The organism is Eubacterium sp. 3_1_31 (assembly GCF_964249515.1).
GTDB classification, from domain to species: Bacteria; Bacillota_I; Bacilli_A; order Erysipelotrichales; family Erysipelotrichaceae; genus Longicatena; species Longicatena caecimuris.
Genome location: NZ_CAXUBY010000008.1, coordinates 84,345 through 104,652 on the forward strand (window position 1 = coordinate 84,345; position 20,308 = coordinate 104,652).

The following is a 20,308-nucleotide window of genomic DNA, read 5'->3' on the forward strand; positions in this document are numbered from 1 at the left end:
GTGTTTGAAATTCATTTATTGTAAGCTTGTTTAGCATCTAGCAAAGCAAGATTTGTCCATGATAACAATTTTATGCGATTACCAAAATTTTCCAATTTAGATTGACGAATGCCCAAAAATACGTTATAAATAAAAAGAATAAAGATTATATTTCTGGAAATTAAAAGTAACTTCATTCGTACAAAAAGGTATGCTTTTATAAATATACACCAAGATTGCGTATTTTGGTGTTTTTTTTTGTTTTTTTCTGTATTTTCATACGAAATAACTTGTTATTCTATAGTTTTTTGAACATACAAAATCGTATACGATATCGTATACGATTTTGTATATATTCTTTAATGTAATGGCACAAAAAGGTTTACTTCATCGTTTGTAAAACGTGAGAAAGGAGACGCTTTATGAGTAAGAATATTAAAAAATTGCTATTAGGTTTTTGTTCTTTTCTATTATTAGCAGATGTCTGTGCGATGACTCATTTTACAAAAGTTGATGTACTTTATGCCAGTGAGACAGAAGATGTTAACACCACGACCTCTATGATCTATCAATGGAGTTGGCCAAAGGATGTAAATATCGTTAAAACGGAAAAGCAAGATTGGGAATTGCCTGTGTCAGGGGCAAGTCAAAAGAATCCGATATCACACCGTCAGTTACTGACGTTGCTGCCTTCTGAAATTCTTGTACATGAGAATGGTGGACAAAAACCACTTAAAATAGCATGGGATGTAACCGAGATACCAGAACCTATCTGGACAGGAAACTATGTTATTTCAGCGACGATTGTTGATCCAACGTATCATTTATCAGAAGAAGCCGCAGAATTGTCCTGTACTGTTTGTTTTCAAGAAACCGACATCGCGTTGCAATCGCTGGCAGATCATACGATTAAGGGAATTAGCCCATCAAGTACAAAAATTGATCTGTTTGATTATTGGATAACGAATGAAAATGATCCCGATAATATATTTAAAGAGGAATATCGTTTATATGGCATCAATGGCTTTAAAGGTGTAGATGTTGGTGTTCGTCATGGATTGCTATTTGGAATCGGCTCGAATTATGGTTGGGCAAATACAACGGATAGTTCCTCTACCCCGAAACAAGGAATTGTTGAAAATGTCTTATATAAAAATGGGAATACCAATAAGGATGGATACCCTAGATTAAAAAGTTCTAGCTTAAGTGGTGACAAGGATAGCACAAATAGTAATATTTTTGTACAAGACTTTGATATACTTGATTATTTATTTGACCCTGCCAATCTAAATAATAATATTTTTACAGGTGGAAAAAAATCATATGAAAATGTGAAAGGATTATTGCAAATCGATAAAGATGGTTATTATTCATACAATAGTGATGAAAACTTTGCCGAGCTTAATAAACAACAAAAAACCTTTACGTTATATGATACGCCAGCTATGAAAGAGAATAAAGGCTTATCAGGTGGGCAATTTTTTCCACTCAATAGTGCATCGGATATGTTTCAAGAAACGAATGGGAAACTATCTTCAAAAATCTTATCTGAAGTAGATGCAAAACTAAATCATTATTTTGGGCTTACCATGACGACATCCTTTGTGCAACAAAAAGGAGGTACAAACAGAGGGAAACCTGTGACATATAGCTTTATGGGAGATGATGATGTATGGGTGTTTATCGATGGTGTACTTGTTGGGGATGTTGGTGGCTGTCATGCGGCAACGAATTTAGATATTAATTTCCAAACAGGTGAGGTTAGAGTCTATGGAAATATAGGTACCAATTTTGATAAAAGAACAACAATCAAAGCAGCTTTTGAAGCAGCAGGAAAAGCAACCACTACCGGCTTTAGTGGCAATACATTTGCGGATGATACCATACATACTTTGAAATTTTTCTACTTAGAAAGAGGACATGCACAAGCAAATTTACGTTTACGATATAATTTAATACCTAAAACAGAAACTTCTCTTATAAAAACGGACGAAAATGGCAAAGCGTTAGAAAATGCTACTTTCTCCTTGTATCAAGCAGATGCTTCCTATCAGACATTAAATGAAGTCAGCAAAATTATTACAGATAAAAATGGATATGCGGCATTTATGGATGATGAAGGCAATCCAATCACATTAGAAAGCTTAAAAAACATTAGCAATTACTTTGTCTTAAAAGAGTCAGGAACGCCGCAAGGATATCGCCAAACGAAGGATATACAATTGCAATTCGTAAAAGCCGGCAGTAACTATGCATTAAAGGTGAACAATCAATGGAATAGTGGTGCATTTGCAAGAACAAACATAGCTCCTACTTTTAATTTGAAGACGATAAAGAAGATAGATGGCAGTTCCTTGAATTATGATAGTACGTATATAACATTATCTTCCGGTATCATATTTGCTGTCGTTATGAAAAACGATAATGGTGTGTGGAAACCGGTGTATGGAAACGATGCGGATGGATGGAAAGTAGCAAAAGATGGTAGTTTTACTTCCTTAAAAACAGCTATCCGTAAAAATCCTAATGTGCTAGTTGAAAAAGGAATGACAGGGGAAAATAGAAAAAATATTCCGCTGCCGGGAAATATCAATGCGTATGATTTTGCCGGTGGTTCCGATTTTAAAATTGCATATTATTATAGTATGGAAAGTAGTGTTGATGAAATAAATTATACATATGAAATAGATGAATTAGATGTGGCGACCGGTTATTCTTATACATATGGAGCTACACTCCAGATTACTGATGTTGCGGATACCCTACTTGTTCAAAAACTTGATGCTGCTCAAGAGCCATTGACGGGAGCAGAATTTGCGATGTATGAAGAAAGTGGTCTAAACGTTAAGGAAGATGGAACCTATACGATCAATAGTGGAGCGAAAGTTTTGCAAACAGTCACCACGAAAAATCTTACAGAAGCATTGGATGGTGTGACATTACGCGGAGGTGCGAAGTTTGCCGTTTCTGCGGGAACATATTATATCATCGAAACCAAAGCACCGGCTGGCTATGTAAAAAATGATCTCGCCGTGAAGGTGGTTGTCGATACGAATGGAGTATCGGTAAATGCGAATAGAGAAAACGATGGGATCTATGTGAAAAAAGGTATCGATTCTTTGTATAGCAGCATGCTGCAATATGCCGATGCAGATGGTATCGATGCTACTTTGCATGGTCTAAAGATGCAATTAGAAACAACCGATAATTTAGATGGCACATGGAACAAACAACCCGATAGTACGCATTTGCAATATACAGCAACTGGTTATGATAGCATCACAGGAAAAGCGTATCTAGGAACAGATGTGGGATGGAGCCGTTTAAATCTGCAGCAATGTTTGGAACATGACAGCGCCTCGGTAAATGCAAACAAACAAAAATTAGATAGCACAAATGTTGCAGGTTCATTTAAAGATCAGACAATTGTGCAGGTTACCAATCAGAAAGTATCTTCACTTGAAATTAAAAAACAAGTGGATGGCGAAGCGACGTCAAGTGCCTTTACATTTAAGATCAAACTCACAGAGCCTAAAGCACAAAGCTATACAGCTGAAATTTATAATGCTTCTGGAAATCTAATTCAGACAATGACAATCGACAAAGAAGCAACTTTCTCTTTAAAGGATAAAGAAACATTGCGAATACCTACTATGAACTATCAGACAAGCTATGAGATTGCCGAAATCAATATTCCTGCTTCTTATGACGTATCAGTGCAAGTAAATCAAGGCGAAGTTAAAAAACAGACGTCAATCAACGGAACGATTGCGTATGGAGAAAATTTAGTTGTTTTTACAAATACGGTTCATAGTAAAGCAGACTTTCGGTTTATAAAAACGACAAATAAGCAAGTGCCATTAGCAGGAGCAGGTTTTGTACTTTATGAATTGAATTGCACAGAGGATACACATGATCATGCGAATGAAAAGATATCGGTTGATCAATATGGACAGCTAAAAGATACTACCGAAAAATGCTGGAAGAAGTTTGCCGATACGAATTCGGTTGCCGCAACGGGAGAAGTGCTATTTCATGACTTAAACACGCAAATGGAATATCGATTGATAGAGTATAAAGCTCCTAGCGGCTATTTACAACCGGATGGGCAATGGAAATTATCCTATGATACACAAACAAAGAAATTTATCGTGAACGGAATTGTTGGTTCAGTGACAGGTACTCCTGCCTTTGAAAAAATAAATATGTCTTCAGCAGACTATCGTTTGCCGAATTATCAGCCTAATGATTTGCCTTCCACAGGGCATGGCGGAAATACAATCGCTTATGTAATAGGAGGTATTCTTCTAATGCTTGGAGGTTTTGGGATGTACCGTTATCGAACCAGAAGGGAGGGAGGCTAAAAACAAATTTATGTTTTAGATCATACAAATTATTCAGAAAGGAAAGGTAAGGAATGATGAAAACGAAATTTACAAAAATGATGGCAATATTTGTTATGTTACTCATGATTGTGCCAATTGGCTACGGTAATGTAAAAGCTGCTATTACGCCATCTTCAACAGCTATGATTACTGTTTCAGGTATAAAAGGTGATACGAATGTTGAATTATATAAGGTTATCGGTGTGGATGTAGATAGTACAACCAATACACCAAAGAATCCTATGTATTTATGGCATCCGGATGTTATGGAATGGGTAAAAGCATATGATAATGCCCATGGTACAAATTACATAGCGAAAACTGGTGATATCCATAATGCTGTAACGGATGAATTTAACGGTTCTATGGATACTGCAAAACAGGATGAATTCTGGCAGACCATGGCAAAAGATATTAGAAATGGTACTTTAGATTTAGGGGTAACCGCATCGCAAAAATCAGATGGTAGTGTAGCATTTCCGAATTCTAACATGGGGGGATATCTTGTGTTAGCTACACCAGAGCCATCCGCACCGGGAAAATATTCTTCTCGTATTTATAAGCCAACTACAGCGATTTTAACCCCAACGTTTGACAATGGAGTTTGGAATCTGAAAAACACTACCGTATCTTTAAAGTCTTCAGATGGTACGATTGATAAAACAATTGATGATGAGACAGTTGAAGTGGGGCAGAAGCTTACGTATACGATCAGTGCCACGATCCCTGCTTATACACCAGATGTTGAAAACAGATATGTCAATGTTGGCGATAAATTTCCAGAAGGTTTGACATATAACAAGGATGTAAAAGTATATGCAGATGAAGCTTGCACAACGCAGCTTACAACAGGGTTTACAAAATATGAAACGCCAACTGCAGATGCAACTTTCTCAGTACGTTTTGAGGATGCTTTCGTAGCTGCCCATGGTGGAGAAATGGTATATTTGAGATATACGGGAACAGTGAATAAGAATGTTGAATATGCCTTGATTAATAATGCCTTTGTGAATGGTCCTTTCAATTATGGAGGCAGTACTCAGGTCGTAGCACGCTCTTATGGATTTATCTTACATAAGGTCGGAGAAAATAATGCGAATCTGCAAGGTGCAGAATTTGAAGTAAAGAAAAAGAATGGAAGCGAGGCATTATCCTTTATCAAAATGGCAGATGGTGAATACCGTTTAGCAGAAGCTTCTGAAACAGGAAAAACAACAGTATTAACAACTGGGGCTTCCGGTACGCTGCAGGTGGAAGGAATCGCAACAGGTGAATTTATCTTAAAAGAAACAAAGGCACCAAATGGCGGCTATGTGCTTCCTAATGGTGAAATCACGCTTACGTTGATTGACAGTGAACCAAACGGTATGTTGGATGCTGGCTCTGGTGTTACTAAGACCGGTTCTATCCAATTAGGTGAAGAAGTGAAAATCAATGATATTATTTTAGAATTTACGGTCATAAATGGAAAAGGCTTTGATTTGCCAGTGACAGGTGGTATGGGCACCATGTTGTTTACCATCTTAGGATTGGGATTAATGATTGGGGCTGCTACGCTTGTGATCACGATGCGAAAAAAAGAAAGTAACCTTCATTAAGCTTTTTAAGGTTTTATCTGAATGAAGAGAAAAAGATGGAACCGTGTTTATTTCCTGGCACCTGTGATATTGTTTATTACAGGTGCTGCCATTTTTCTATATCCCGCTATTAGCAATTACATCGCAGAAAAAAAGCAATGGAATGTTATACAGACCTATGATGCGAAAATGAATACTGCAAGTAAAGAGGAAATAGAAAAAGAATGGGAAAAAGCTAAGATATATAATGAGAATTTAATAGGACAACCTGTACATGATCCCTTTGTTTTAGGGAGCGGTTTTGTCTTACCGAACAATTATGAAGATGTTTTGCGGCTTAGCGAAGATGGTGTCATGTGTTATCTTCGTATACCAAAATTGAATGTTCATATGCCGATTTATCATGGAACGGCAGAAAAGGTATTGCGTAAGGGAGGCGGCCATCTGGAAATGACATCTCTTCCGATTGGAGGAAAAGGGAACCATGCGATGATATGCGCTCATCGAGGCTTACCTAGTGCCGAATTATTCTCACGCTTGGATGAATTGAAAAAACATGATCTGTTTTATATCCATGTACTGGATCAGGTGCATGCATATGAAGTTGATGATATTCAAATAATCAAACCTGAGGATATGAAGTACATTCATTTTGAGAGTAAAAAAGATCTGATCACATTAATGACTTGTACGCCCTATGGCGTAAATACACATCGCTTATTGGTAAGGGGAAGGCGTATTGCGTATAAAAATGAGCAAGAAAAGGAAATTAGGATAGAAAATAATTGGAAATTGGAATATGTGATCGTATTTGTCGGTGGTATTGCTTTCTTCGCATTAAAAAAAGGATATCGGGCATATGAAAAAAAGAAACATTAGCTATTTAATAGCTTTTTTAGCCATCTTGCTATGTATCGGCGGCTTTGCTTTGTTGTTATATCCTGATATGAAACATCTATCTTTTCGCATGGAAACTAGACAATGTCTGGATAGCTTTGAAGCGAATAAAAAGCTTATTACGAAAAATATGTATTTGAAAGTAGAACGTTATAATAAGCAAATTTATGAAGAAAAACAGATTGGACTGAAGGATGCTTGGAGTTATGAGGAAAACATCTTTTCGAAAGAGATGGCAAGCCTTCCTATGAATGTATTTGGCTATCTTGAAATACCACGCATGAAGATTAAGCTGCCTTTGTACATCGGTGCCAGCAAAGAGCATCTCGCCAAAGGCGCTGCAATCCTGTCGCAAACGAGTATGCCGATAGGTGGCGAAAATACAAATAGCGTTATTGCTGCACATCGGGGTGGATATGCTGGAGCATCTATGTTTCGCGATATAGAAAAATTAAAGATCAATGATGATATTCATATCACCAATCCTTGGCGTACATTAACGTATACGGTAAGGAAAATTGTTGTCATCTTACCCAAAGATATTGATGCGGTAAAGATTGTAGATTCTAGCGATATGGTGACGCTTATTACCTGTCATCCTTATCCGAACAATACCCAGCGTTATGTCGTGTACTGTGAAAGAAAAGGGGAGCATAAAGGAACTATTAAACAACGTAGTGAGGTATATGAAACAAGTCAAGAATGGATTCAAAAAGAACAGATTTTTCATACGATGAGTATGCTAGGTGGTTTTGTAATCTTCTTATTGTTATGTGCTAAACGAAAAGGATGTATTTCAATAAAAAAGCATAGAACGAAGGAGAGTAGAGGAGGTAAGAGATGGTAAGAAAATGGAAACGAATACTTTTTGCTATGTTATTGCTTTTTTCTTTTTCTACTATGGATCATATCGCTTTTGCGAAAAGTGAGGAACCAACCACTAAGAACATGGCAACAGATGGACAGAAACATGCGATAGTAAAGCAAAAGGATGGAGAAGATGATACAGATAAAAACGTGGCTGTTGCTGAACCACGAGGTGTTTCCTCCTTTGTACGTATTCGAGAGATTTATTATCCTTCCTGGTTAGGCAGTTGGAGTACGGTCATGGGAACCATTGACGGGAAACTTGCATATTGTCTGGAGGCAAGTAAAAATACACCTCCTAATGGTAATTATGAGACGACGGTAGTGAATAATGATAATCTCTTAAAAGTTTTATATTATGCCTATGGGGGTGCGGGACAATCCGTATTCCTTACGGAAACGGAAGATATTGCTTATCTTTACACCCATATTTTGGCATCCTATGCTTATAGTGGTGACTTGTATGGGGGACATGGATTTGATTGGTGGGATCAGCATGGTATTGGATTAAGAGGCGTATACAATCTAATTACTAGCTATCCATCACCAAGTATCTTGCAGTTTAACACGGATACCTTGCAAGCTACCTATGATCCAAACAGCAAAATACAACGAACCAATACGATTACGCTGCAAGCGGTAAGCAAAGTTGCTGTATATATTCCATTAGAAGATGGGGTAACACTTCATAACACAACAACAGGGCAAACACAGACGGGTGGAACCGGAACGGTATATGGTGGACAGAGTTTTTATTTAGAGACTAAGCGCATAGATTTAGAAAATAAACAGTATAAGAATTTGAAGGGCGAAAATTTATACCGATATGCACCACTTGCTTTTTCGCCTGGTGGAAATAATCAGACCGAAGGAACGATTACGGTTACGGATTTTGTATCGCTAAATCTAAATGTAAATTGGATAAAGCCTTATGAAACATGGGATTTAAAAAAGATTGATGATACAGGGAAACCAATAGCAAATGCGACCTATTCATTGTATGTCGCAGATAGTTCCTATGCGATTCAGCAGGATACACCTGTATTTACAGGCATCACCGATACAAAAGGTAACATTAGCGTAGATCCTAACGTGAATACCGATCTAACCTTAGCCGCTTTACGTGCCAAAAGTAAGTATTATGTATTAAAAGAAGAACAGGCTCCTGCTGGTTATCAAAAAGCAGCGGATGTACATCTAGCACTTATCGGTGATACAGATCATCCATATTTTATTGTGAAGAACCAATGGGAAAGTGGTGCTATCACACAAGTGAAACAAAAGATCCGTTTTAACAAGAACAGCGAAATTGATAATAACAAGGCGCAATACCCGAATGTGGCTGCTTTTATTGAAGATACGGATACAGGAAGGTTGCTCTATCAAACAACATCAAAAACATGGAAAAGTACCAGTACACAGGGCGAAGGTAAGTACGCAGAGGCATATCAGGCTAATCCAATAGTATTATCCTTAGGAGCAGATAATACGTATGAGGCAATCATGGATTTGCCATACAATTACACCAGCACGAATATGGTATGGGAAGTCATGCCAACACCACCACCTCTTCCACGATATGATACTTACATACGACTTTGTGATCATGCGGGCAATTGTTTGAATGGCTTTTCCAAATTGCCAGATGAGGTATGCTATTCCTCTACTATTGTCTTAACAAACAAAAGAAACCAATTCAGTGTTGAAAAAGTTAATGTGGATGGCAAAGCATTAGCCGATGCTCAATTCACGCTTTATGACCAAGACAATATTAAGAATGAAAATGGTACGATCACAATTGTTAAGGATATCCCTTATGAGCAGCAAACAACAGATGCAAAGGGACAGGCCTGCTTTGGAGCGCTAAATCAGCCTTTGTTAAGTGGAAGAACATATTATTTGAAGGAGACGAAAGCTCCGCTAGGCTATGATTTGAATGAAGAAATCGTTGAAATCAAGGTAACGGATCAAGGCGTGTTTGCGAATGCAAAAAAACAAGATGATGGAATTCTTGTGAAAAAGCATATAAAAAATGTCATCGCAAGCTTTCTACCTTATGCGCAAGCAGATGATATCGATACGACACTTCAAGATATGAAAATGCAATTATCAACCGCAGATACATTTACGGGTACGTATATAAAACAACCGCAAACCACGAATTTGAAATATCACGCTAGCAATACTGATGGGATTTATGATGTAGAGAGTGGTCCATCCTTTTTACAAACGGATAGCGGTTGGGGAAAACTTCAGGTAGAACAACGTTATAGCGGCACAGATACTATGTACAAATTTAACTTGAATGGTAAAAATGTAGCAGGTCTTTTTATGGAACAAACCGTTATACAAGTAATGGATCAAAAAGCGACATCTTTAGAAATTGAAAAACAGGTAATCGGTGATAATCAAAATGAAACGTTTAAGTTTACAGTCATGTTCCAAGATGCCGTTTCAAAGAAATATAGCGCTACAATATATAATGCCGATGGTTCTAAGCAAAAAGATATCACCACTTCTTATGGTATTTTAAATGCCGAATTAAAGCATAAAGAAAAACTGGTCTTTCCTTCGATTGATGTTAATGAGAAATATTTTATTCAGGAAACACTAGATTCAGAACAAAGTAATAACTATAACGTATCCATAAAAGTGAATGATGAAACAATATATTATGATAATAAAATCAATGGTGTAATTGAAAAGGGCGAAAATCATGTGATATTTATGAATACGATAAAGAAGACAGCTGATTTTACCTTTACCAAAACGACAATGAATGATGTCCCCTTAGCAAATGCAAGTTTTGGCATTTATGAATTGAACTGTACAAGTACTTCTCATGATCATACAAATGAGCAATTAAAGGTCGACAACAATGGTAATTTGATTTCCTCATCTGCTTGCTGGAAGGCTAAGAAACGTGTGATTTCAGCAGGCGATGGAAATGTGACATTTTCGGAACTCTCCATAGATAAAGAATATCGGTTGATGGAATACAAAGCACCGAGTGGATACTTATTGCCGGATGGATCGTGGAAGTTATGCTATGATACACAAGAAAAAGAATTTAAAGTAACGGGAATCGTGGGGAATGTTACGGGTACTCCAGCCTTTAAGAAAGAATCTTCCACAGCATCTTATCATTTGCCCAATTATCAACAGCAGACCATACCAGATACCGGATTTACAGGAAAAAACCATTATCTTCTTTGGGGCGGTATGTTAATGCTACTAGGATTTGGGTGGAGACAATGGCAAAGGGAAAGAAAGCATCTGTAAGTATAGAAAAAACAAAACACATCATCTATATTTGGTGAATGAAAGGGGCATTCACCTTGGGGTGATGTGGTATTTTGAAGTTTTTCTATAAATAGGGAAAATAGGATAAAAAAAAGACTTTTTTTATGTTTTATGCTTTTGGCTATTTGATTTATAGGAAAAACCATAAAAACTGATGTTATTTTATGTGAAACTTAAGGGACATTTCAAAATCCCTTTTTTTTTCACATAATTTGGTCTAAAATAAAGGAAAGAGGTGAAGTCTTATGAAAAAAGTAATTTGTGTGGTCGAAGATGAAAAAGCAATCAACGACCTAGTGAATCAATATTTAAAAAAAGAAGGCTATGAGGTTCGTTCCTATTATACGTATGAAGAGGCCAGTGCCCATGTCGGTGACGATGATGTACACTTATGGATCTTGGATATCATGCTGGATGATAAGAGCGGGTTTGACTTAATTGAAGAAATCCGTTTACAGGGAAAAGATATCCCGGTTATTTTTATGTCAGCACGTGATAAAGAATTTGACCGTATCATTGGATTGGAAAAAGGAAGTGATGATTATATCACAAAACCTTTTTCACCAAAGGAATTGGTTTTACGTGTGAACAATGTGATGAAGCGCGTCTATCGTAATGATAATAACCGCATCATGGTAGATGGGTATGAACTTGATGAAGAACAACGCAAGGTTTTTGACGGTGGAAAAGAAATTGATTTAACCACTAAGGAATTTGATTTGTTAATGATGTTTATTAAAAATAAAGGTATGGCATTTAACCGTGAAGCCATCTTAACGAATGTATGGGAAGAAAACTATTATGGAAGTGATCGTGTCGTTGATGATACGCTGCGTCGCTTGCGTAAGAAACTGCCGAATCTGAACATTCATACGATTTATGGCTATGGTTATCGTTTAGGCTAATGAAACGCTTTAATGAATTCATTAAACAGCTGTCTTTAACACAACAGCTGTTTGCGCTGATTTTCTTTTTCGTTACTTTTTTTGCGGTCTTCTTCTTTGTATATGTCAATGGCAGTGTTAATAACGCAATTAAAGAACAGATATTTAAATCGCTAGATGATACACAAAGTACTTTGATCAGTGCAAATGCAACGCTGGATGCGTACAGCAATGCCAGTAATATTGAAAATTATCCGGTCATGATCAAAAATGGCGATACTCCTATCTTGATTGCCCCGGCAGAAAAAAATATTGATACAAACAGTCGGGAATGGGAACAGATTCGCAATGATTTGCTTAAGGTCATGCGAGGAAATTTGGAAAAATATCATGGAATCTTTAAGAATGCCAGCAATGATCTGGATTCTTATTACAGTATTTTGCGCATCACAGATAAACAGTATTTGATTTCTAAAACCTATAGCGATAATATGGATAAGCTGGAAAATGTTTTAGTAAACAGTGTTGTCTATATCACGGTAATCGTCGTTGGTTTCTTCTTTATCGTATTAATGATGTGGGTCATTACGCTCATTCATCCATTGAATCAGATACGTAATTATATTGAACGTGTGAAACTGGGAAAAGATGCCGAGCTGCATGTAAATCGCAAGGATGAAATCGGGGAATTGGCGGATGCTCTGGTCAGCATGCGAGATGAGTTATTGCGTCAGGAAAAGACGAAGGAAGAAATGATTCACAATATATCACATGACTTAAAGACACCGATTGCGACGATTAAATCTTATGGAGAAAGTATCAAGGATGGTATTTATCCATACGATACCTTGGAGAAAAGTGTTGATGTTATCATTGAAAATGCGGATCGTTTAGAGGCAAAAGTACATTCCTTGTTGTTCATGAATCGTGTTGAATATCTGATTTCACAGGATTGTGAAGGTATTTCCAGCAATATGCAGGAAATCGTGGAAACAGTTGTGCAAAATACCAAATTCATAAAGCCGGAAATCACCATTCAGACAGATTTGGAAGAAGTGTGGTTTGATGGATTGGCCGAACCTTGGCGCGTTGCCGTGGAAAATATTTTAGAAAATGCATTGCGTTATGCGAAAACGACCATCGACATTCACTTGAGTGAAGAAGAAGGTTTGACGATTGCCAATGATGGTCCATGTATGGATGAAGATCGTATCAAAGTACTCTTTAAACCATATGAAAAAGGGCAAGGCGGTAAGTTTGGCTTAGGATTAAGTATCGTATCCAAAGTCGTTAACGCGAATCATTATGAGGTATGTGGAGAAAATACAGCCGATGGTGTTATTTTCCGTATTAATAAACCCAAAACAGAAACTAAAAAAGGACGATAATTATTTGTTTGTGTGAAAATAAACTCTGTGAACACGATATGTTCATAGAGTTTTTTTCGTATGGATAAGAAAATATTGTCTAAACATGTTCCTTTTTTCATATACTGAAACGAATGGAGGATGTGTATGTGCAGGATTCATAATTGTAAGTTAAATGTCACCGTAAAAGGAGAAGGGCAGGGCATTCTCCTCTTACATGGATGGGGCCAAAATGCCTATATGATGAAATTTCTCCAAGATCATTTATGTGAGCACTATAAAGTTGTCAATTTAGACTTACCGGGGTTTGGTGAAAGTGAAGAACCCGATCATGCTTGGGACCTCAAGGAATATGCGAGTGCCATGCATGAGCTATGTGATTACTATGAAATAAATCAACCGATCATTATTGCCCATTCCTTTGGCGCCCGCATCGCATTTCATTATGCATTGCAATATCCGCTTCAGGCAATGATCTTAACCGGAGCTGCCGGCATACGTAAAAAACATGGGATTTCTTATTATATCCGTGTGTATAGTTATAAGTTCATGAAAAAATGGCATCGTCAGATACAAATGGGCAGTGTTGATTATCAACAGGCTAGTGATATCATGCGCAGTGTGCTGGTAAAAAGTGTGAATGATGATATTACACCGGAATTAGCGAAGATAAAAGTTGAAACGCTTTTAGTATGGGGGGAACAAGATGAACAAACGCCTTTATGGATGGGAAAAATGATGGAAACATTGATGCCGCATGCGACCCTTGTGACATTAGCCAAAGATGATCACTTTGCATACTTTCATCAAAGTCTTCGCTTTAAGGCTATTGTGGATGCTTTTCTGGAGGGCATCTCATGAAAACCTTCATGCTATGTAGTTATCTGTTTTTTGTGCTTGTGCCCTTGAAAAAAAGTCTGCATATGTTCCAGCAAAATCGCTATCGCAATGATCGCTATCTGCCATGGCTGAAACAACAGTTATATGTGCTGCGCAAACATTTGGTGAAGACAGTATTGTTGCTTTTTTTGATATATGGTTTATTTTTTGTTTCAAACGATCAATTTCCCCAGCTGTTATTAAGCATGTTGCTATTGATATATGGTTACTTGATGTGGCGCAAAGAAGAACAAAGTGAATATCGCAAGCCGTTGGTATTTACGCCAAGAGCAAAACGGTTATATGGGATGCAACTTTTCCTGATGTTTGTGATTTTATGGGTATTGCAACAGTATGGCAATATCTTTTGGCAGATTTTCTTTACGCCATACCTCTACTTTTTGCCATGGGTGCTTATTCTTGTATCGGCATGTATCATGTTACCTATCGAGCGCTTTATCCAACAGTCTTATATGCAGAAAGCAGCGAAAAAACTGCGGGATCATGAAAATCTTTGTATCATAGGTATTACAGGAAGTTATGGGAAAACAAGTGTGAAAAATGTATTGTACCAGCTGATGAAAGAAGATTGGTATGCCTTGGCGACTCCACAGTCCTATAATAATCGCATGGGAATTACAAAGACCATCTTGGAATATCTACAGCCACTGCATGAGCTGTTTCTATGCGAAATGGGAGCCGATCATGTTCATGAGATTGAAGAGCTGATGAAGTTTGTCAGACCCCAATATGGTATTGTAACAGCCGTTGGCCAACAGCATTTGGCTACGTTTCATAGTATGGAAAACATTTTGCATGAAAAAATGCAGATGATTGAGCAATTAGGCAGACAGGGAATAGGATTTTTAAATGCGGATAATGAATGGATACGTTCTTATCCATTACGTGTTCATTGCCGTGTCATCTGGTTTGGTAAGGATATGTTAGCAGATTATCGGTATGGAAATGTTTCTTATGATGAAGAAGGCAGCCGTTTTACCATTACGCATAAGGCCGTTGCTCATGTTTTTCATACCCGTTTGTTAGGGGAACATAATCTGATGAATATCACTTGTGGGGTTGCGGTAGCACATCAATTAGGAATGTCCTGGGATGCTTTGGGTAAGCAATGTGAACAGCTGCCTTATGTAACCCATCGTTTAGAAAAGAAACAGATGGCGGATTATACACTGCTTGATGATGCATATAATGCCAATCCCAAGGGGGCTCGTTATGCGTTGGATGTGTTAAGAGAAATGCCCCAACAGCGTATCATCATTACCCCCGGTCTGATTGACTTGGGGTATGCACAGGATAAAGAAAATGAACTGCTGGGAGCTTATATGGCTGCATGTGTAGATGATGTTATATTGGTAGGCCCAACACAGACCGAAAAAATAAAAAAAGGCTTAATCGCTAAGAAGTTTCCGATAGAAAGATTGCATGTCGTAACGAATATTCAAGAAGCCTTTGCCTGTTTACAACAGATTAAAGAAAAGGACGCCTATGTTTTATTAGAAAATGATTTGCCGGACGCTTTTAACCACTAAGCGGATTGCGTAACGCCTATCCTGCTATTGCATAGACTGAAATATGCGAATAGGAAAGGGATGGATGTTATGAAATTAAGTGTTGCCATAGCTTTTGGCGGTGTTTCCGTTGAGCATGAGATCAGTATCCTTTCAGCAATGCAGGCAATTGCGGCTTTTCCAGATGCTTATGAAATCGTACCTTTATATATTGCCAAGGATGGAAGAATGTATAGTGATGCCTCATTTCAAAAAACGGAGGTATTTCAAGATTTAACAAAGGTTACGCAGGAAAATTATGAAGTTCAGCTTGTACGTGAACATCAACGGGTGTTGATGCAATGGAAAAAACATCACTTTTGGAAAACATCTCGCGTAATTGACTTTGTACTGCCGATTTTACATGGGACAAACGGAGAGGATGGAAGCTTTCAAGGCTTTTTAAAGACCTTGCATGTACCGTTTGCGCAGTGTGGTGTATTATCCGGTGCTTTAGGACAAGATAAAGTAGCTATGAAAATGATCCTGCAAGATCAAGGGTTACCTTTAGTACCATGGTTTTATTGGTGGAAACAAGAGCCATTAGAGGAAGCATTCTTTGCGAAAGCACAGCGCCTTGGCTATCCGATGATCATAAAACCAAGCAATCTTGGCAGTAGTATTGGGATTGCGGTAGTACAAAATGCGCAGGAATTAAAGAAAGCGATGGAAGAGGGATTTCAATATGATGATAAGATCGTCATTGAAAAGGTGATCACCCCATTAAGAGAAATAAACGCATCTGTGTTAGGGGATATGGAAGATGCCAAATGCAGTGTCCTAGAAGAAGTTGTAAAACAGGATACAATTTTATCCTTTCAGGACAAATATGAAGGACATGCGAAAAGTAAAGGAATGGCTGGTACCAATCGTCGCGTACCGGCTTCCTTAGAAAAAGAAGAAGCGCAAGAAATCACGTCCTATGCATTGGCAAGCTTTCAAGCGCTGCAGGCGGAAGGGGTTGTCCGTATTGACTTTTTGATGAATGCGGATACGAAAGATATTTATGTCAATGAGATTAATTCTATTCCGGGTTCTTTAGCGTATTATTTATGGGAAGCCAGTGGTCTGACTTTTACAAAACTGTTAGAGGAACTGATCCAGTTAGGCATGAAACGTTGGCGTAGAGAAGAAAAGCGCATTGTGAGCTTTGATACAAATGTATTACAATTGCAGGCAAAAGGGGGCAGTAAACAATTGTAAAAAAAACAGATGGTGTTTTACCATCTGTACATAGGTTAGTGAACGGTTTTTCGATATTCATTCGGCGTCATGCCGGTTTCTTTCTTAAATACTTGTGAGAAATAGGATTGGGAAGAAAACCCGCTTGATTCGGAAATTTGGGAAATGGAATAATTGGTTGTCGATAAAAGCTCTTTCGCCTCTTTGATTCGCAATTGTATCAAATAGTTGATGGGAGAGATTCCTTTGTATTGTTTAAAAGCATGTACGAGATAAAACTTGTTCATAAAGGCTTTTTCACTTAGTAATTCGAGGGATATTTCTTCACGGAAATGATTGTTGATGTATTGTTCCACAAAGCGGCATTCTTTGGCCACTTTTTTTGCAGGCGCAATCAACAAATTTGCTTTCGTACGACGAACCATATCAATAATTAGTACTTCTAATAAGTTTTGACAGACAACTTCAAAGTTGTTGTCTTTTTCTTCCATCTCTTGTAATAAGGTCTTCAAATAAAACAGGATTTCATGCTTAAATTCATAATAGTTATGTACACTATAATCTTTTTCTTCTTCCTCTTCATCTTCTTGTTCAGAAAAGCTGGTGAACTGCAATCCTTCAATTCCCAATACGATGTATTCTAATGGGGAATCACCACGACTCATCTCAGTATGTACGACGTTTGGGTTGACAATGATCATGTCATCTTCACATACATCGAACACATTATCATTGACAAGAAAGCTTCCTTTGCCGCGGATTACATAAAATAGTTCGGTGCAATGATGCGCATGTGGCGTACTGTGCCAGTCCCCTTCATAGCGTGATGTAGAAATATACAAAAGACGATAAGACATTTTATCTAAACGAGGCACATCTTCCATCTGATAACGCTGAATACTCATGATCTGTCCTCCCTTTTTTACCATTATATAGAAAAAAATCATAGTTGACAAGATATTGTTAAAAAAACAAACTTGCCAATATATCTAAAAAAATCAAAATGAAGAGGAAAAAGCTCGATAAATCGATTCTTTTTTTAGAAATCTTGTTACAAAAATGGAGAAAATGAAGGATTAGGTCATTTGACAAGACTATAGGGAATACATACAATGTTGTCAGATAACACAAGGAGGACGTTTATGAAAACGAACAAAGGCCGTGTAACCGTGCCGACCGATGTAGATGTAATTGAAGACACCCTGCGCATCATTGATTTATGGGGCGCAGACGCCATTCGCGATTGCGATGGTACCAACATGCCAAAGGAATTGAGTGACTTGGATGTGAAACAGTATGCGACTTATTATACGACCCGCAAAGATAATGCATGGGCCACAGCACATCCGGAAGAAATCCAGCAGATGTATCTGATGAGTGATTTCATGACAGCATCCACTTCAACTCTACGCATTCCATTAATGAAACATTATTACGAAAAACAATTAAAAGTTAATACGATTGATGACATCAGTCGCTGGTGGGAAGTAATTGATCGTACAAGTGGTGACATCATTCCTTATGGACAATGGCTGTATGAGGAAGAATGTGGTGAGGTCGTCATTCAAGAGGCAATTCCTTTTCATGCTTATACCGTAAGCTTTCTGGCTTTTGTAATATGGGATCCAGTACATATGTATAATGCGATAACCAATGATTGGAAAGATGAGGAGCATCAGATGACCTATGATGTTCGTCAGCCGAAAACGCAAGCGTATGTCTTAGCAAAATTACGTTCATGGTGTAAGGAACATCCGGAAGTCGATGTGATTCGTTATACAACGTTTTTCCATCAGTTTACCCTGATGTTTAATGAAGAAGCAAAAGAGAAATTTGTGGATTGGTTTGGTTATAGTGCCAGTGTATCCCCATATATTTTGGAACAATTTGAAAAGGAAGTCGGATACAAATTCCGTCCGGAATATATCATTTCGCAAGGCTACCATAATTCAACCTTCTGCGTACCTACGAAAGAATATAAAGACTTTATGAACTTCCAGATGCGTGAGGTTGCCGAACTGGTAAAACAATTTGTCGATATTACGCATGAAGAAGGAAAAGAGGCCATGATGTTTTTGGGCGATCATTGGATTGGTACAGAACCATTTGGACCATATTTCAAGGACTTAGGAATTGATGCTGTTGTTGGTTCTGTTGGCAATGGTACGACCTTACGTTTGATTTCGGATATTCCTGGTGTGAAGTATACCGAAGGAAGATTTTTACCATATTTCTTCCCGGATGTCTTCTGTGAAGGCGGCGATCCTATTCAGGAAGCTAAGGTCAATTGGGTAACCGCAAGACGTGCTATTTTACGTTCTCCATTGGATCGTATTGGTTATGGCGGTTATTTGAAACTGGCTTTGCAGTTCCCTGATTTTGTGGAGTATATCACACATGTTTGTGATGAATTCCGTGAGTTATATGATCATGTACATGGGGCAAAGCCTTATTGTATGCCATTTAAAGTGACGATATTAAATGCATGGGGAAAGGTGCGCAGCTGGGGTACCCATATGGTGGCGCATGCATTATGGTATAAAGAGATTTATTCTTATTCCGGTGTATTAGAGGCTTTAAGCGGTATGCCATTTGATGTTTCATTCATCAGCTTTGATGATATTCTAGAGGATCCGCATGTTTTAGATGATGCCGGTGTTATTATCAATGCCGGAGACGCTTATACTGCCTATAGTGGTGGCGAGTATTGGGCTGACCCACGTATCATCGAAGCAATGCGTCGCTTTGTATACAACGGTGGCGGCTTTATCGGTGTTGGAGAGCCAACAGCTTATCAGCGCAATGGTCATTTCTTCCAACTCTATGATGTCTTAGGCGTCGATAAAGAATTAGGATTCTCTTTGTCTACGGATAAATACAACTGGGAAGAGAAAGAGCATTTCTTAACGGAGAACTTTGCTGAGACGATCGATTTTGGTGAAGAAGTAAAAAATATATATGCATTAAATGGAACCACGGTTTTAAAAGATGACCGTCATAATATCATGTTTGCGGCCAATACGTATGGAAAGGGACGCAGTGTTTATTTGCGCGGATTGCCATTCAGCTTTGAAAATGCTCGATTGTTATATCGCTGTTTATTTTATGCGGCTGGCAAAGAGGATGAAATCAAGACATGGTACAGTGAAAATCCTAATGTGGAGGTCAATGTATATCCAAATACCCAAAGCTATTGTGTCGTGAATAACACATATGAAGAACAGACGACTACGGTATATACAGATAGGGAAAGTTATGCTCTTACCCTAGCGGCCACGGAAATTCGTTGGTTTTCGATAAAATGATGATAAAAAAGAGGGAGTGAAGATAAGTCACTCCCTCATTTTTGTATGAGAAAACCCCCAGATAGTCTGGGGGTTCCGTAGAGCTTTAGCGATGAGCCTTTAAAAATAAAACTCC

Annotated in this window: 12 protein-coding genes; 11 read left to right on the top strand and 1 reads right to left on the bottom strand. The window is 38.0% G+C overall.

The features are described 5' to 3' along the window. Nucleotides 1-401 precede the first annotated feature (401 nt). The 10 genes from ACESSZ_RS05300 (at nucleotide 402) to ACESSZ_RS05345 (ending at nucleotide 16,909) form a co-directional block, all read left to right on the top strand. Nucleotides 402-4,343 (top strand): SpaA isopeptide-forming pilin-related protein, encoded by a 3,942-nt coding sequence (locus ACESSZ_RS05300; protein WP_008687142.1) that lies wholly within the window; start codon nucleotides 402-404, stop codon nucleotides 4,341-4,343. A gap of 53 nt (nucleotides 4,344-4,396) precedes the next feature. Next, nucleotides 4,397-5,962: a SpaH/EbpB family LPXTG-anchored major pilin gene (locus ACESSZ_RS05305; RefSeq protein ID WP_117548142.1), complete on the top strand. Its 1,566-nt coding sequence runs from the start codon at nucleotides 4,397-4,399 to the stop codon at nucleotides 5,960-5,962. A gap of 21 nt (nucleotides 5,963-5,983) precedes the next feature. Then, the gene (locus tag ACESSZ_RS05310; RefSeq protein WP_117548144.1) at nucleotides 5,984-6,820 is read left to right on the top strand and encodes a class C sortase; all 837 of its coding nucleotides are present in this window, start codon (nucleotides 5,984-5,986) and stop codon (nucleotides 6,818-6,820) included. After that, a complete protein-coding gene (locus ACESSZ_RS05315; protein ID WP_132224865.1) occupies nucleotides 6,801-7,685 on the top strand; it encodes a class C sortase in 885 nt (294 codons plus the stop codon). The genes ACESSZ_RS05310 and ACESSZ_RS05315 overlap by 20 nt, the downstream gene beginning before the upstream one ends. After that, nucleotides 7,679-10,987 carry a thioester domain-containing protein gene (locus ACESSZ_RS05320; RefSeq protein WP_412292991.1) on the top strand — a complete coding sequence of 1,103 codons (3,309 nt, stop codon included), beginning with the start codon at nucleotides 7,679-7,681 and terminating at the stop codon, nucleotides 10,985-10,987. The genes ACESSZ_RS05315 and ACESSZ_RS05320 overlap by 7 nt, the downstream gene beginning before the upstream one ends. Nucleotides 10,988-11,253: 266 nt before the next feature. Then, nucleotides 11,254-11,913, top strand: a complete 660-nt coding sequence (locus tag ACESSZ_RS05325; RefSeq protein WP_008687150.1) for a response regulator transcription factor — start codon at nucleotides 11,254-11,256, stop codon at nucleotides 11,911-11,913. After that, nucleotides 11,913-13,280, top strand: coding sequence for a HAMP domain-containing sensor histidine kinase (locus ACESSZ_RS05330; RefSeq protein ID WP_008687152.1), 1,368 nt, complete (start codon nucleotides 11,913-11,915; stop codon nucleotides 13,278-13,280). Before ACESSZ_RS05325 ends, ACESSZ_RS05330 begins: the two co-directional genes overlap by 1 nt. Nucleotides 13,281-13,406: 126 nt before the next feature. After that, the gene (locus tag ACESSZ_RS05335; RefSeq protein ID WP_008687156.1) at nucleotides 13,407-14,120 is read left to right on the top strand and encodes an alpha/beta fold hydrolase; all 714 of its coding nucleotides are present in this window, start codon (nucleotides 13,407-13,409) and stop codon (nucleotides 14,118-14,120) included. Next, complete coding sequence (locus ACESSZ_RS05340; RefSeq protein ID WP_008687158.1) at nucleotides 14,117-15,688, top strand: Mur ligase family protein; 1,572 nt, start codon at nucleotides 14,117-14,119, stop codon at nucleotides 15,686-15,688. The genes ACESSZ_RS05335 and ACESSZ_RS05340 overlap by 4 nt, the downstream gene beginning before the upstream one ends. A 69-nt stretch (nucleotides 15,689-15,757) precedes the next feature. Next, a complete protein-coding gene (locus ACESSZ_RS05345) occupies nucleotides 15,758-16,909 on the top strand; it encodes a D-alanine--D-alanine ligase family protein (protein WP_026006742.1) in 1,152 nt (383 codons plus the stop codon). 35 nt (nucleotides 16,910-16,944) lie between these two features. Here the strand turns inward: ACESSZ_RS05345 and ACESSZ_RS05350 are convergent, their stop codons facing one another. Then, entirely contained in the window at nucleotides 16,945-17,793 is an 849-nt protein-coding gene (locus tag ACESSZ_RS05350) for an AraC family transcriptional regulator (RefSeq protein ID WP_499842705.1), read from the bottom strand. 237 nt (nucleotides 17,794-18,030) lie between these two features. Here ACESSZ_RS05350 and gnpA point away from each other — a divergent pair, with 237 nt between their 5' ends. Beyond that, the gene (gnpA, locus tag ACESSZ_RS05355; RefSeq protein WP_008687164.1) at nucleotides 18,031-20,193 is read left to right on the top strand and encodes a 1,3-beta-galactosyl-N-acetylhexosamine phosphorylase; all 2,163 of its coding nucleotides are present in this window, start codon (nucleotides 18,031-18,033) and stop codon (nucleotides 20,191-20,193) included. Nucleotides 20,194-20,308: the final 115 nt, after the last annotated feature.